This window comes from Micromonospora sp. NPDC047548, from assembly GCF_040642975.1.
In the GTDB taxonomy this organism is placed as follows: domain Bacteria; phylum Actinomycetota; class Actinomycetes; order Mycobacteriales; family Micromonosporaceae; genus Micromonospora.
This window is the reverse complement of the sequence record NZ_JBEYTI010000030.1, coordinates 1-14460: the sequence shown is the minus strand read 5'-3', so window position 1 is coordinate 14460 and position 14460 is coordinate 1. Positions and strand designations below refer to the sequence as shown.

Annotated in this window: 9 protein-coding genes and 1 pseudogene; 9 read left to right on the top strand and 1 reads right to left on the bottom strand. The window is 74.0% G+C overall.

The window, feature by feature from the left end:
- Position 1: 1 nt before the first annotated feature.
- The 4 genes and pseudogenes from ABZ807_RS24480 to ABZ807_RS24465 all read left to right on the top strand — a co-directional run.
- Positions 2-1333 (top strand): annotated as a pseudogene (locus ABZ807_RS24480) (beta-ketoacyl synthase N-terminal-like domain-containing protein); the annotation flags it as partial.
- A 56-nt stretch (positions 1334-1389) separates the two neighbouring features.
- On the top strand, positions 1390-1980 hold the full coding sequence (locus tag ABZ807_RS24475; RefSeq protein ID WP_357162317.1) for a flavin reductase family protein: 591 nt from the start codon (positions 1390-1392) through the stop codon (positions 1978-1980).
- Between the two features lie 252 nt (positions 1981-2232).
- The gene (locus tag ABZ807_RS24470; protein ID WP_357162314.1) at positions 2233-3516 is read left to right on the top strand and encodes an LLM class flavin-dependent oxidoreductase; all 1284 of its coding nucleotides are present in this window, start codon (positions 2233-2235) and stop codon (positions 3514-3516) included.
- A 133-nt stretch (positions 3517-3649) separates the two neighbouring features.
- The gene (locus tag ABZ807_RS24465; RefSeq protein WP_357162311.1) at positions 3650-4423 is read left to right on the top strand and encodes an alpha/beta fold hydrolase; all 774 of its coding nucleotides are present in this window, start codon (positions 3650-3652) and stop codon (positions 4421-4423) included.
- Between the two features lie 37 nt (positions 4424-4460).
- On the opposite strand, the gene ABZ807_RS24460 is transcribed toward ABZ807_RS24465, so the two are convergent.
- Entirely contained in the window at positions 4461-5243 is a 783-nt protein-coding gene (locus ABZ807_RS24460; protein WP_357162308.1) for a TetR/AcrR family transcriptional regulator, read from the bottom strand.
- A gap of 279 nt (positions 5244-5522) precedes the next feature.
- On the opposite strand from ABZ807_RS24460, the gene ABZ807_RS24455 reads away from it, so the two are divergent.
- The 5 genes from ABZ807_RS24455 to ABZ807_RS24435 form a co-directional block, all read left to right on the top strand.
- Positions 5523-6755 (top strand): cytochrome P450, encoded by a 1233-nt coding sequence (locus ABZ807_RS24455; protein WP_357162306.1) that lies wholly within the window; start codon positions 5523-5525, stop codon positions 6753-6755.
- A gap of 17 nt (positions 6756-6772) precedes the next feature.
- Positions 6773-7003 carry a ferredoxin gene (locus ABZ807_RS24450; RefSeq protein WP_357162303.1) on the top strand — a complete coding sequence of 77 codons (231 nt, stop codon included), beginning with the start codon at positions 6773-6775 and terminating at the stop codon, positions 7001-7003.
- Between the two features lie 131 nt (positions 7004-7134).
- Positions 7135-8328: a DUF993 family protein gene (locus tag ABZ807_RS24445; protein WP_357162300.1), complete on the top strand. Its 1194-nt coding sequence runs from the start codon at positions 7135-7137 to the stop codon at positions 8326-8328.
- Positions 8325-9734, top strand: coding sequence for an FAD-dependent monooxygenase (locus tag ABZ807_RS24440; protein ID WP_357162297.1), 1410 nt, complete (start codon positions 8325-8327; stop codon positions 9732-9734). Before ABZ807_RS24445 ends, ABZ807_RS24440 begins: the two co-directional genes overlap by 4 nt.
- 55 nt (positions 9735-9789) lie before the next feature.
- Positions 9790-14460: type I polyketide synthase (locus tag ABZ807_RS24435; RefSeq protein WP_357162294.1), on the top strand; the 4671-nt coding region annotated here is incomplete at its 3' end.

The following is a 14460-nucleotide window of genomic DNA, read 5'->3' as shown; positions in this document are numbered from 1 at the left end:
GGTGGACACCGACCAGATCGTTGCCGCGCTGCGGACCTCGCTGCTGGAGAACGACCGGCTGCGGCAGGAGAACGCCCGCCTGGCCCAGCTCGCCGACGAGCCGATCGCCATCGTCGGGATGGCCTGCCGGCTGCCCGGCGGGGTGGACTCCCCGGAGAGCTACTGGGAGCTGCTGGCGCAGGGGCGGGACGCGGTCACCCCGTTCCCCACCGACCGCGGCTGGGACACCGACGCCCTGTACGACCCGGAGCCCGGCCGCCCCGGCCGGACCGTCACCCGGGAGGGCGCCTTCCTGCACGACGCCGCCGACTTCGACGCCGACCTGTTCGGCATCTCCCCGCGTGAGGCCCGCGACATCGACCCGCAGCAGCGGGTGATCCTGGAGACCGCCTGGGAGGCCCTGGAGCACGCCCGGATCGACCCGCTCTCGCTCAAGGAGAGCCGCACCGGCGTGTACTGCGGGGTGATGTACCACGACTACGACGGCGCCGACGGCGGCGGCAGCATCACCAGCGGCCGGATCTCCTACACGCTGGGCCTGCAAGGGCCGTCCGTCTCGCTCGACACCGCCTGCTCGTCCTCCCTGGTCGCGCTGAACCTGGCCGGGCACGCGCTGCGCTCCGGGGAGTGCACCCTCGCGCTGGCCGGCGGCATCACCGTGATGTCCACCCCGGAGACCTTCGTCTACTTCAGCTCCCAGCGTGGGCTCGCCCCGGACGGCCGGTGCAAGTCGTTCGCCGCCGCCGCCGACGGCACCGGCTGGGGGGAGGGCAGCGGCCTGCTCGTGCTGGAACGGCTCTCCGACGCCCGCCGCAACGGCCGGCGCATCCTGGCCGTGATCCGGGGCGCGGCGGTGAACTCCGACGGCGCGTCCAGCGGCATCACCGTGCCCAACGGGCCCGCGCAGCAACGGGTGATCCGGCAGGCCCTCGACAGCGCCGGGCTGCGACCGGCCGACGTGGACGCCGTGGAGGCGCACGGCACCGGCACCCGGCTCGGCGACCCGATCGAGGCCCAGGCGCTGCTGGCCACGTACGGGCGGGACCGGGCGGGGGAGCCGCTGTGGCTCGGGTCGGTCAAGTCCAACCTTGGGCACACGCAGGCCGCCGCCGGGGTCGCCGGGGTGATCAAGATGGTGCTCGCCATGCGGCACGGGCTGCTCCCCACCACGTTGCACGTCGACGCGCCCACCCCGCAGGTCGACTGGTCGGCCGGGCGGGTGGAGCTGCTGACCGAGGCCCGGGCCTGGCCGGAGACCGGCCGGCCACGCCGGGCTGCCGTGTCGTCCTTCGGCATCAGCGGCACCAACGCACACGTGATCCTCGAAGAGGCGCCGGCCGAGGGCGGGGACGCCCCGGCACCGGCGCCGGGCTGACGGGCGGGAGAGCGATGACATCGCGTACGGGAACCACGGCGGGTCGGGTCGACCCCGGCGCCTTCCGGCACGTCCTCGGGCTCTTCTGCACCGGGGTCACCATCATCACCGCCGCCGGCGACGGGGTACGCCCGGTCGGTTTCACCTGCCAGTCGTTCGTCTCGCTCTCCCTCGACCCCCCGCTGGTCTCCTTCTCGGTGTCCCGCACCTCCCGCTCCTGGCCGCTGATCCGTGACCGGGGCGCGTTCGGGGTGAACATCCTGACCGCCGAGCAGGAGGGGCTGTGCCGGACCTTCGCCAGCCGCGCCACGGACAAGTTCACCGGGGTGGACTGGACACCCGGGCCGGTGACCGGCTCGCCCCGGCTGCCCGGCTCACTGGCCTGGGTGGAGTGCACCGTCGAGGCGGAGTACCCGGGTGGGGACCACGTCATCGCCGTGGGCCGGGTACGCGACCTGGAGGTGGTCGACGGCGAGGCGGACCCGCTGCTGTTCTTCCTCGCCGGCTTCCGCCGTCCCGCCCCGGCCGTGCCGACGGCCCCCGCCGTACCCGGGTCCGTGGTGCCTGCCGCCCGCCCCGCGCCTGCCGTCCCGGGCACCCCCTAGGCCGCGCCGGCCGACCCCTGAACGGCCCCCGCCGGCCCCCTGATTACCGCCTCCGCCAGGCCGGATCCGGCGCCTGCGGCCCTAGGGTCGAGGCAGCCATCGACGGGCCTCGGCGCGGCGAGCACCAGCGATGCCGGTCGTGCCCGTGGTCGACGGCCCGCGCTCGGTACCGGCGACCGCTCGGCCTCCGCTACCGTGGCCGGCCGCGCGCGTCATGGCCACCGGGCAGCTTCTCGTCACGCGGAGGAACGCATGCGCTTCGGCTTGACCTATCACCACCAACTCCCGCGGCCGTGGGCCGAGGACAGCGAGGAACGCCTGTTCCAGGAGGCGTTGGAGCAGATCGAGCTGGCCGACCGGCTCGGCTTCGACTACGCCTGGGGAACGGAACACCACTTCTTCGAGGAGTACTCGCACTCCTCGGCGCCGGAGGTCTTCCTCGCCGCCGCCGCGGCCCGGACCAAGAACATCCGGCTCGCGCACGGCATCATCCACATGCCGCCCGCGGTGAACCACCCGGCGCGGATCGCCGAGCGGCTGGCCATGCTGGACCTGATCTCCGGCGGCCGGGTCGACTTCGGCTCCGGCCAGGGCAGCTCACAGCTGGAGGTGGGCGCCTTCGGCATCGAGCTGGCGGACAAGGTCGACCAGTGGCACGAGGCGCTCGAGGTGGTCATCCGGATGATGACCGAAACCCCGTTCACCGGGCACAAGGGCAAGTGGGTCGACGTGCCCGTCCGCAACGTCATCCCCAAGCCCAAGCAGAAGCCGCACCCGCCGCTGTGGCGAGCCTGCACCCGCCGGGAGAGCATCCAGGAGGCGGCCCGCGAGGGCATGGGCGCACTCGCCTTCTCCTTCGTCAACCCGGAGGAGGCGCAGGAGTGGGTGGCGGCCTACTACCGGACGCTGGAGTCGGAGGAGTGCGTCCCGATCGGCCAGGCCGTCAACCCCAACGTCGCCATGGTGCTGCCCTTCATGTGCCACGAGGACGAGGAGGTCGCCCTCGACCGCGGGCTGGAGGGGGCGTACTTCTTCTCGTACGCGCTGATGCACTACTACATCACCGGCGAGCACCAGCCGGGCGTGACCGACATCTGGCAGAGCTTCCAGGACGCCCGGGAGAGCATGGGCTTCACCCGGGAGGCGATCGTGCCGGACGAGAAGGACCTCCAGTCGGCCGAGTCGCAGGCCATGATGGACCAGGTCGGGCAGCTGCGCCGAGGCATCGGCACCCCGGAGCAGATCGCCGACATCATCCGCCGGTACGAGGCGGTCGGCGTCGACCAGATCATCTTCTCGGTGCAGATCGGCAAGAACAAGCATGAGCACATCATGGAGTCGCTGGAGCTGTTCGCCCGCGAGGTGATGCCGGAGTTCGTCGACCGCCGGGAGGCCCGCGAGGCCGCCAAGCGGGACCGGCTCGACATCGCCGTCAAGGCGGCCCTCGGCCGGGTCAAGCAGCAGACCAAGGACGTCTCCGACTTCACCGTCCCCCCGGAGATGTCGCTGTACGGCGACGACGAGGACGACGACTGACCCACCCCGGCACCCGACCGACCCGACGGCCGCCGCGGTCCGTACCACCGGACCCGGCGGCTGCCGTGTCCCCGGCCGGGCCTGTTCCTCCCGCGCCGGCCGCGCCGGCGCACCGACGCGAAGGATGGACGAGATGGCCGTACCCACGGACAACGGCGCCTGGATCCGGCGCTTCCACCCCGCCCCCGACGCGCCCACCCGGCTGGTCTGCTTCGCCCACGCCGGTGGCTCCGCGTCGTACTTCTATCCGGTGTCGCAGGCGCTGAGCCCCACCCTCGACGTGCTGGCGGTGCAGTACCCGGGCCGGCAGGACCGGCGCGCCGAGCCGGCCATCGAGGACGTGCCCCGGCTGGTCGACGCGCTCGTCGACGAGGTGGCGGTCTGGGCCGACCGGCCGCTGGCGCTGTTTGGGCACAGCCTGGGCGCGACCGTGGCGTTCGAGGTGGCCCGCCGGCTCCAGGCGCGCGGAACGGAGCTGTCGGCGCTCTTCGCCTCCGGCCGGCGCGCGCCGTCGCGGCACCGCCCGGCCTGGGTGCACGAGGGCGACGACGACGCGCTGATCAGCGAAATGATGAAGCTGGAAGGCACCGACGCCCAGATGCTCACCGACCCCGAGCTGGTCCGGATGATCCTGCCGGCGCTGCGCGCCGACTACAAGGCCGCCGAGACCTACCGCTACCAGCCGGGTCCGCCGCTGACCTGCCCGGTGTACGCGCTGACCGGCGACGCCGACCCGCAGGTCGACGTGCCGGACGCGGACAGCTGGCGGGAGCACACCACCGGCCCGTTCGAGCTGCACGTCTTCCCCGGCGGGCACTTCTACCTCAACCGGCACGCCGCCCGGGTCGTGGCGCTGATCCGCCGGCACGCGGTGGCCGGGGTGGCGGCCGGCAACGCCCGCGCCTGACGGGGGTGTGCGCGTCGGTCAGCGCAGCGGCGGAGGGTCAGGCCCCTCCGTCGTGGGCGCCGCTCCCCGGGACGCGCTGCTCGATCAGGGCGCCGACACCGTCGAGGATGCGCTCCAGGCCGAAGACGAACTCGTCGTCCGGCCCGGCCGGGGTGTCCAGCACGCCGGCGTCGATCACCGCGGTGAACGCCGGGAAGCGGTCCGGCCCGGCGAGCTTGCGGACCAGCTGACCGTAGGACGACATCGCGGCCAGCTCGTCGGGGGCCTTGGACATGAACGAGGCCTGCACGTCGGCGGAGACGGTGGCGTCGTTGCGGCAGAAGCCGCTCAGCAGCATGATCACCGACAGCTTCTCGCCCTCGCCCAGCGGGGTGCCGCCCAGGCACTCCAGCCCCCGCTCCAGCCAGATGATCTGGTTGGGGGTGACCGGCGGGCCGAGGGTCGGGATGTGCAGCGCCCAGGTGTGCTTGCGCAGGATGCCGTGCTGCTCCCAGGTCCACCGGGCCAGCCCGGCGCGCCACCCCTCGTCGGGCGAGTCCGGCCCGGACGGCGGGGTCTGGTAGATCGCGTCCATCATGAGCTGGAGCAGCTCGTCCTTGGCCGACAGGTAGCGGTACAGGGACATGGTCGAGGCGCCCAGATCCGATGCCACCCGGCTCATCGACACCGCCGAGAGGCCCTCCGACGCGGCGATGGCGACCGCCGCGTCGACGATGCGCGGAAGGCTCAGCGCCCGCTTGGGGCCCTTGTTCGGTCGGTCCCGCAAACCCCAGGCGTCCCCGATGTATCCCGGCAGTCCCGGATCAATGCTTCCGCCCATCGACTCCACTTTCCCTCGAGACGCCCGGCCGCGGTCAGGTGCCCTCGCCGCTGCCCGTCGCTGCGGTTCAGGGTATGCCGCCGCCCGAACGATGTCTGCACGGGATTGGGAACCGGACCGTCGGTGCCGTGACAGTAACCGTTCCGTACCGTCCCGTGGGGCTGGCATAGGGGGCGCATCGCCGACCTTAGGGGGTGCGGAACCTGTCCGGCGTACCGGCGCGCTGCTTGAATCGACCTGATCGAATCCCCGCCGCCCCAGGAGAGAGGCGTCGCAGCGATGACCGAAACAGCCGATGCCGTGACCACCGGTACCGAGCGCCCGGATTTTCCGCTGGACCGGCGCCGGTGCCCGCTCGCCGTACCGCAGGAATACGAGCGGATGCGCGAGGAGAATCCGCTCGCCCCGGTGACCAACCGGATGACCGGTAAACCTGTCTGGGCATTGACCCGCTACCGGGACGTGCGCCAGGTGCTCGGCGATCCGTCGATGAGTTCGAACGCCCGTAACCCCGCCTACCCGGCGCAGTTCCACGTGCCGGAGGAGATGCTGCCGTACATCGCCTTCCCGTTCCCGGCGATGGACCCGCCGGAGCACACGGTCCGTCGGCGAATGGTGATCCCCGAATTCACTGCCGCGCGCATCAACAAGCTCCGGCCGCGGATGCGGCAGATCGTCGACACGCAGATCGACCAGATGCTGGCCAAGGGTGGCCCGCTCGACCTGATGGCCGAGCTGGCGCTGCCGGTGCCGGCGCTGCTGTTCTGCGAGATGCTCGGCGTCGATCCGGTTCATATCGGTTATTTCCGCCGCTACGCCGAGACCACCACCGGTCGTGACTCCAGCCAGGAGGCGGTGGCCGGCGCGATCGCCGAGATGGACGAGTTCCTCGACGAGCTGATCACCGAGAAGACCAAGAACCCGGGCGACGACCTGCTCAGCAGGATCGCGGCCCGGCTGCCCGACGAGCCCACCCTCGAACACGAGGACCTGGTCGCCATCGCCCGGGTGCTGGTCATCGCCGGCTCCGACACCACCGCCAATGTCGTCTCCCTCGGCACCGTGGTGCTGCTGGAGCACCCCGAGCAGCTCGCCGAGCTCAAGGCCGACCCCTCGCTGTGGCCCGGCGCGGTCGAGGAGCTGCTGCGTTTCCTCAGCATCCTCGACTCGGCCACCGTGCGGGTGGCCACCCACGACGTCGAGGTCAGCGGCGGCCCGATCCGCCAGGGCGAGGGGGTGCTCGCGCTCAACGGCGCGGCGAACTGGGACCCGGAGCGTTTCCCGGAACCAGAGAAGTTCGACATCCACCGCAACGCCGAAGGGCACCTGGCGTTCAGTTACGGCAACCACATGTGCCCCGGCGCGAACCTGGCCCGGATGCAGCTCGAAACCGTCTTCCGTACGCTTTTCGACCGCATTCCGGAGCTGCGGCTGGCCGCCGATGTCGACAAACTGTCGTACATGTTCGACGCGCACGCCTACGGGTTGCACGAACTGCCCGTCACCTGGTGAGTGACGGGTCGCCGACAATGCGCGTCGAGGTCGACCGGGAAACCTGTGTCGGTTCCGGCAACTGCGTGTTCTTCGCATCCGCCGTGTTCGACCAGGACGACCGCGACGGTCGCGTGGTCGTCCTGGAGGAATCGCCGGAACCGGCGCTGCGTGCGGCGACCCGTACGGCCGCGCTGAACTGTCCGGTCGGCGCCATCTCGGTCGATCGGACCAATTCCGGCAACCCGCCGGTCCAGCCCGCCCCCTAGCGGCGCGGTCGGCCGGCGGAAGCCGTTCAGGGGTTGCCCCGGAATTAGGGGGTCGCCGCTATGGAACCGCACTCCCGCGAGTCGCTTGAATTGTGCCGACTCGATCCAGACGACGGTTCGGAGCAGAAAAAATGATCAAGCTTCCGGAGTCGGACGGCACGTTGACCGTCTACCACCCGACCCAGGCGCCGCGCGTGGTGCAGCCCGCCGACGCCTCCCCGTTCCGGACCCGATCCGTGCTGGCCACCGCGCACGTGCTGGGTGACCCGCTGGCCGACAACGAGCCCTTCGGGCCGCCCGGTGGGTCGCCGCCCCCGCAGTCGCTGGACTGGGAGGCGACCCTGGCCTTCCGCCGGCACCTGTGGTCGTACGGCTTCACGCTCTGCGAGGGGATGGACACGGCGCACCGCGGCATGGGGCTGGACTGGCCCGGCGCCGCGGAGCTGATCCGCCGCTGCGGCGCCGAGGCCCGGGCGGTTGGCGGCCGGATGGCCGCCGCCGTCCTCACCGACCAGCTGGAGCCGTTCGCCCCGGTCACCCTCGCCGAGGTCCAGGCGGCCTACGAGGAGCAGCTGGCCGTGGTCGAGGAGGCCGGCGCGCAGCCGGTGATCATGTGCAGCCCGCACCTGAACGTCGCCGTCCGCGGCCCCGAGGACTTCGCCACCGTGTACGGCAACCTGCTGCGCCAGTCGAGCCAGCCGGCGATCGTGCACTGGATCACCTCCGAGTGGGACCCGCGCAATTCGGAGTACTTCGGCTACGAGGAGCCCGACGACGCGTACGACGCGCTGATCGCCATCGTCCGGGACAACCTGGACAAGGTCGACGGCGTCAAGATCGGACCGGCGTCGCTGGCCCGGCAGGTCGAGTGGCGCAAGCGGCTGCCCGAGGGCGTCAAGTTCTACACCAGCGACACCACCGAGTACCCGGAGATGTTCGTCGGCGACGGGTCCGGGCACAGCCACGCGCTCACCCCGGTCATCGACGCCGTCGTCCCGATCGCCGCCGAGGCGTTCCGGGCGCTGGACTCCGGCGACGACAGCCGGGCCCGCGAACTGCTGGACGAGACGCTGCCGCTGAACACGCACCTGTTCAGCGGCGAGGGCCGGAGCATCTTCTTCTTCAAGACCGGGGTGGCCTTCCTCGGCTGGCTGGCCGGGCACCACGACCACTTCCGGATGGTCTGGGGCGAGCAGTCGGCCCGCTCCGTGCCGCACCTGGCCGCCGCGTACCGGCTGGCCGACACCCTCGGCGCGCTGCCGGACCCGGAGCTCGCCGAGCGGCGGATGAAGCTCTTCCTCGCCACCTCCGGGATCGAGCAGTGAGCCGGGCCGTCGTCCTCGGCGGCGGCCTCGCCGGAATGCTCGCCGCCGCCGCGCTGGCCCGCGCCGTCGACGAGGTCATCGTCGTGGAACGGGACCAGCTCCCCACCGAGCCACAGCCCCGCCGGGGGCTGCCGCAGGGCCACCACAGCCACATCCTCATGCGCGGCGGCGTCGAGGCGTTCGACCAGCTGCTCCCCGGCACCACCGACCTGCTGTACGCCGCCGGCGCCAAGCGCCGCGGCCTGCCCTCCGGCGCGCTGGCCCGCGGGCCGGAGGGCTGGATGGAACGGCTGGACACCGACGCGTACCTGCTGCTGTGCAGCCGGGAACTGCTCGACCACGTGGTCCGGGAGCAGGTGCTGCGCGACCGGCGGGTCACGGTGCGGGAGGGCACCCGGGTCACCGGGCTCATCGGCGACTCCGGGCGGGTCACCGGCGTGCGGATCGAACAGGGCGGCGCGGAGAGCACCCTCGACGCCGACCTGGTGGTCGACGCCACCGGCCGCGCCACCAGCGCCCCGAAATGGCTGGTCGACCTGGGCCTGCCCCAGGTCCGCGAGGACGTGGTGGACGCCGGCATCGTCTACGTCAGCCGCTGGTTCACCGCGCCGCCCGGCACCCGTGACGACTTCCCCGGCGTCATGATCCAGATGCAGCCGGGCACCGGCCGGCCCGGCCAGGGCGCCGGGCTGCTGCCGATGGAGAACGGCCGGTGGATCCTCAGCCTCTTCGGCAGCCGGGGCGGCGAGCCCCCCACCGACGAGGAGGGCTTCCAGCAGTTCGCCCGGGAACGGCACCACCCGATCATCGCGGACCTGATCGCCCAGGCTCGGCCGGACGGGCCGATCCGCGCCTACCGGAGCATCCCCGACCAGCGGCGGCGCTTCGAGAAGCTGCCCGTGCCGGAGGGCTTCCTGGTGATCGGTGACGCCGCCCAGGCGTTGAACCCGGTGCACGGCACCGGCATGTCGGTCGCCGCGCAGTGCGCGCTGACGCTGCGTACCGAGCTGGACGCCCGGGGGCTGCGCCCCGGTTTCTCCCGCAACGTGCAGGCCGCCATCGCGAAGATCAACCAGGGCGCCTGGCAGATCGCCGTCAACACCGACCAGGGGCTGCCGAACGTGAAGGCCACCGTGCCGCTGCGCGGCGGCGCGTTCGCCGACAAGATGGCCGCCCGGGTCGCCCGGACCGGCTGCGGCAACCGCATGGTCATCAACACCGTGTTCAGCGTCGCGTCGCTCTGCGCGCCGATGACCCGGATGATGACGCCCGCCTTCCTCTGGGCGGTGCTGCGCGGCCCCCGTACGCCGGCGCTGACCGCCGAGCAGGCCATCGCGCAGTTCCCCGAGTTCGGCGACCTCGTCAAGGTCGACGCGGCGCCCCGGTCCACGGCCAGCCCGGCCTGACCATGCACGACCCGCACACGGCTCACCTCGCAATCGGATGGGGCGGTGGTACCCGGTGAACCAGGAGATGCCGTCGCGGGACGGCGAGGTGCTGCCCTGGGTGCTCTCCGGGCGCGGCGCCGACGCGCTGCGCGGGCAGGCGGCCCGGCTGTCCGCGTACCTGGCGGACGCCGCCGACCTGCCGGCGGCGGACGTCGGTCACTCGCTGCTGACCACCCGGGCCCGGCTCGGCCAACGCGCCGTGGTGCTCGGCGCGGACCGCGCCGAACTGCTGACCGGGGTACGCGCGCTGGCCGACGACGGCGACGCCCCCGGCGTGGTCACCGGCGCGGTCCTGCCGGACTCCCGGGCGGTGTTCGTCTTCCCCGGCCAGGGCTCCCAGTGGCCGGGGATGGCCCGGGCGCTGCTCGACGAGGCGCCCGCCTTCGCGGCCCGGCTCACCGAGTGCGCCACCGCGCTGGAGCCGTACGCCGACTGGCGGCTGCTGGACGTGCTGCGCGACCCCGGCTCCCCGCTCTGGGACCGGGTCGACGTGGTGCAGCCGATGCTCTGGGCGGTCATGGTCTCGCTTGCCCACCTCTGGCAGGAACACGGGGTGCGGCCCGCCGCGGTCGTCGGGCACTCCCAGGGCGAGATCGCCGCCGCCTGCGTCGCCGGCGCGCTCACCCTTGACGACGGCGCCCGCGTCGTCGCCCTGCGCAGCAAGCTCATCGGCGCCGAACTCGCCGGCCTGGGCGGGATGATGTCCGTGCTGCTGCCCCGCGACGCCGTCGAGGCGCGGCTGGAGCGGTGGGCCGGCCGGCTCCAACTCGCCGTGGTCAACGGACCGTCGTCCATGGTGGTCTGCGGCGAGGTCGACGCCCTCGACGAGTTCCACGCCGAGCTGACCGCCGACGGCGTGCAGGTCCGCCGGATCGCCGTCGACTACGCCTCGCACTCGCACTACGTCGAGGGCATCCGGGAGAAGCTGATCGAGGCGCTCGGGCCGGTCAGCCCGCGTACCGCCGGGGTGGCCTTCTACTCCACGGTCACCGGCGGGCCGCTGGACACCGCCACGGTGACCGCCGACTACTGGTACCGCAACCTGCGCCAGACGGTCCGCTTCTCCGAGGCCGTCCGGGCGCTGCTCGCCGACGGGCACCGCGTCTTCGTGGAGTCCAGCGCCCACCCGGTGCTCACCTCCGCCGTGCAGGAGACCGCCGAGGCGGCCGGCGTCACCGCCGTGCCGATCGGGTCGCTGCGCCGCGACGACGGCGGGCTGCGCCGCTTCGCCACCTCGCTCGCCGAGGCGTACGTGCACGGCGCGCCGGTGGACTGGGCCGGCTTCCTCGCCGGGGGCCGCACCGTCGACCTGCCCACCTACGCCTTCCAGCGCCGCCGCTACTGGAAGAACCCGACCGGGCGCACCACCGGCGCCGGCGAGGGCCCCCCGGGCCACCCGCTGCTGACCGGGCTGGTCCGGCCCGCCGACGGCGACGGCCTGCTGCTCACCGGCCGGCTCGCCGCGAACCGGCAGCCCTGGCTCGCCGACCACGAGGTGTACGGCCGGCCGGTGCTCCCCGGCGCCGCCCTGGTGGAGCTGGCGCTGCACGCCGGCGAGCAGGTCGACCTGCCCGGCGTGGCGGAGCTGACCCTCGGCGCGCCGCTGGTGCTGCCCGAGCGGGGCGCCGTCGCGCTCCAGGTGGTCGTCGGCGCCCCCGACGCCGGCGGCGCGCGGCCGGTCAGCGTCCACTCCCGCCCCGAGGAGGGGGACGGGCCGTGGACCCGGCACGCCGAGGGGCTGCTGGGCCCCGCCGCCCCGGCGCCCGCCGCCGGACCGGCCGACTGGCCGCCGCGCGACGCGGTCGTCGTCGACACCCGCGACGGGTACGCCCGGCTGGCCGAGCGGGGCTACGGCTACGGCCCGGCGTTCCAGGGCCTGACCGGGCTCTGGCGGCGCGGCGACGAACTCTTCGCCGAGGTGACCCTGCCCGAACCGGCCCAGCCGGACGCCGACCGGTTCGGGGTGCACCCGGCGCTGCTCGACGCCTGCCTGCACGCCGGTGTGATCGAGGACGCGGGCGGGGACACCCTGCTGCCGTTCGCCTGGACCGACGTCACCCTGCACGCCGTCGGGGCCACCGCGCTGCGGGTACGGCTGCGGCATACCGGGCCGGACCGGGCCGCGATCGAGGCGGTCGACCCGGCCGGTGCACCGGTGATCTCGGTCGGCGCGCTGGTGGCCCGCCCGGTCGCCGCCGAGCAACTGGCCGCCGCCGGCGCGTCGCCCGTGGAGCCGCTGCGCCTGGACCATCGACCGGTCGACCTGGCGGTGGGGGTCGGCTCCTTCGACGGCTGGGCGGTGCTCGGCGCGGACCCGCCGGTCGGCGCTCCCGCCACCAGCCACCCCGACCTGGCCGCGCTCCGGGTCGACCTGGACGCCGCGGTCGCCGTACCCGAGGTGGTGCTCTGGCCCGTCACCGCCGGCGACGGCGATGTGGTCGGCGGCGCGCACGCGGCGGCCCGGCGGACGCTGCGGGTCGTCCAGGAGTGGCTGGCCGACGATCGGCTGGCCGGCTCGACCCTGGTGACGCTGCTTCCCGACGCCGACGACGACCTGCTCACCGCGCCGGTGCGGGGCGTGCTGCGGGCCGCCGCGGCCGAGCACCCGGGGCGCTTCCTGCTGGTCGGCTCCGACGACGATCCCGCCTCGCTGGCGGCGCTGCCGGCCGTGCTGCGCCTCGGCGAGCCCGAGGTGACGCTGCGTACCGGCGCGGCCGCCGTACCCCGGCTGGTGCGTGCCCCCGCGGACCGGGACGCGCCGCCGGCGCTGGCGCCCGCCGGCACCGTCCTGGTCACCGGCGGTACCGGCGGCCTCGGCGCCCTGGTGGCCCGCCACCTGGCCGCCGCCCACGGCGTGCGGCACCTGCTGCTGACCAGCCGCCGCGGCCCGGACGCGCCCGGCGTCGACGCGCTGCGCGCCGAGCTGACCGACCTCGGCGCGCAGGTCACCGTCGCCGCCTGCGACGCCGCCGACGCGGTGGCGCTGCGCGCCCTGCTCGACGGCGTCCCCGCCGCGCACCCGCTGACCGGGGTGGTGCACGCCGCCGGGGTCCTCGACGACGGCCTCGTGCAGTCGCTGACACCCGAGCGGATGGACGCCGTGCTGGCGCCGAAGGTCGACGCCGCCTGGCACCTGCACGAGCTGACCCGCGACGCCGGCCTGGCGCTGTTCTGCCTCTTCTCCTCCGCCGCCGGGGTGCTCTCCCCGGCCGGGCAGGCCAACTACGCCGCCGCGAACCTCTTCCTGGACGCTGTCGCCGCGCACCGCCGCAGCCAGGGCCTGCCGGCGCATTCCCTGGGCTGGGGGCTCTGGGCCGGCGGCACCGGGATGACCGGGCACCTCGACGAGACGGCGCTGCGCCGGCTGCGCCAGCAGGGCTTCGACGCCCTCTCCGCCGCCGACGGCCTGGCCCTGCTCGACGCCGCGCTGGCCGGGGACGTCACGGCGCCGGTGCTGCTCCGGCTGGACCCGGCCGGCCTGCGGGCCCAGGCCACCTCGGGCGCGCTGCCGGCCGTGCTGCGCGACCTCGTCCGGGTGCCGCGCCGGCAGGCCCACCGGGGCGCCGGCGCCGCCTCCCTCGCCGACCGCCTGCTGCGGCTGCCCGAGGAGGAGCGCCGCCGCACCCTGCTGGACCTGGTCCGCGCCGAGGTCGCCGGGGTGCTGGGCCACGCCACCCCGGATGCGGTGGAGGCCGATCGGGCCCTCAAGGAACTCGGCTTCGACTCGCTCACGGCGGTGGAACTGCGCAACCGGCTCAACGCGGCGACCGGGCTGCGGCTGCCCGCCACCCTGGTCTTCGACCACCCGACCGTCTCGGCGGTCGCCGCCCACCTCGCCGCGACGCTGCTCGGCACGGGTCGCCCGGCCACCCCGGCCGGGGTGGCGCCGGCGGTCGCCGACGAGCCGATCGCGATCGTCGCGATGGGCTGCCGCTTCCCCGGCGGGGTCGGCTCGCCGGAGCAGTTGTGGCGGCTGGTCGTCGACGGGGTGGACGCCATCTCCGGGTTCCCCACCGACCGGGGCTGGGACACCGACGGCCTGTACCACCCCGAGCCGGGGCTGGCCGGGCGCACGTACACCCGGTCGGGTGGGTTCCTGGCCGACGCGGGGGAGTTCGACGCGGACTTCTTCGGCATCAGCCCCAACGAGGCCGTGGCGATGGACCCGCAGCAGCGGCTGCTGCTGGAGTGCGCCTGGGAGACCCTGGAACGGGCCGGCATCGACCCGGCCACCCTGCGCGGCAGCGACACCGGCGTCTTCGCCGGGCTGATGTACCACGACTACGCCGGCAGCACCGCCACCGGCTCGATCGCCTCCGGCCGGATCGCGTACGCCCTCGGGTTGGAGGGCCCGGCGGTCACCGTGGACACCGCCTGCTCGTCGTCGCTGGTGGCGCTGCACTGGGCGGTCCGCGCGCTGCGCGCTGGCGAGTGCTCGCTGGCCCTCGCCGGCGGGGCGACCGTGATGGCCACCCCGGAGGTGATCCTGGAGTTCAGCCGGCAGCGCGGGCTCTCCCCGGACGGGCGGTGCCGGTCGTTCGGCGCGGGTGCCGACGGCACCGGCTTTTCCGAGGGTGCCGGCCTGCTGTTGGTGGAGCGGTTGTCGGATGCCCGCCGCAACGGTCATCCGGTCCTGGCGGTGGTGCGGGGTTCGGCGGTGAACTCCGACGGCGCGTCGAACGGG

Bases quoted from the DNA above. Each gene is read 5' to 3' on its own strand.
- ABZ807_RS24460 (WP_357162308.1), bottom strand. From the start codon at position 5,243: ATGGGCGGAAGCATTGATCCGGGACTGCCGGGATACATCGGGGACGCC.
- ABZ807_RS24455 (WP_357162306.1), top strand. From the start codon at position 5,523: ATGACCGAAACAGCCGATGCCGTGACCACCGGTACCGAGCGCCCGGAT.
- ABZ807_RS24470 (WP_357162314.1), top strand. From the start codon at position 2,233: ATGCGCTTCGGCTTGACCTATCACCACCAACTCCCGCGGCCGTGGGCC.
- ABZ807_RS24445 (WP_357162300.1), top strand. From the start codon at position 7,135: ATGATCAAGCTTCCGGAGTCGGACGGCACGTTGACCGTCTACCACCCG.
- ABZ807_RS24450 (WP_357162303.1), top strand. From the start codon at position 6,773: ATGCGCGTCGAGGTCGACCGGGAAACCTGTGTCGGTTCCGGCAACTGC.
- ABZ807_RS24465 (WP_357162311.1), top strand. From the start codon at position 3,650: ATGGCCGTACCCACGGACAACGGCGCCTGGATCCGGCGCTTCCACCCC.
- ABZ807_RS24475 (WP_357162317.1), top strand. From the start codon at position 1,390: ATGACATCGCGTACGGGAACCACGGCGGGTCGGGTCGACCCCGGCGCC.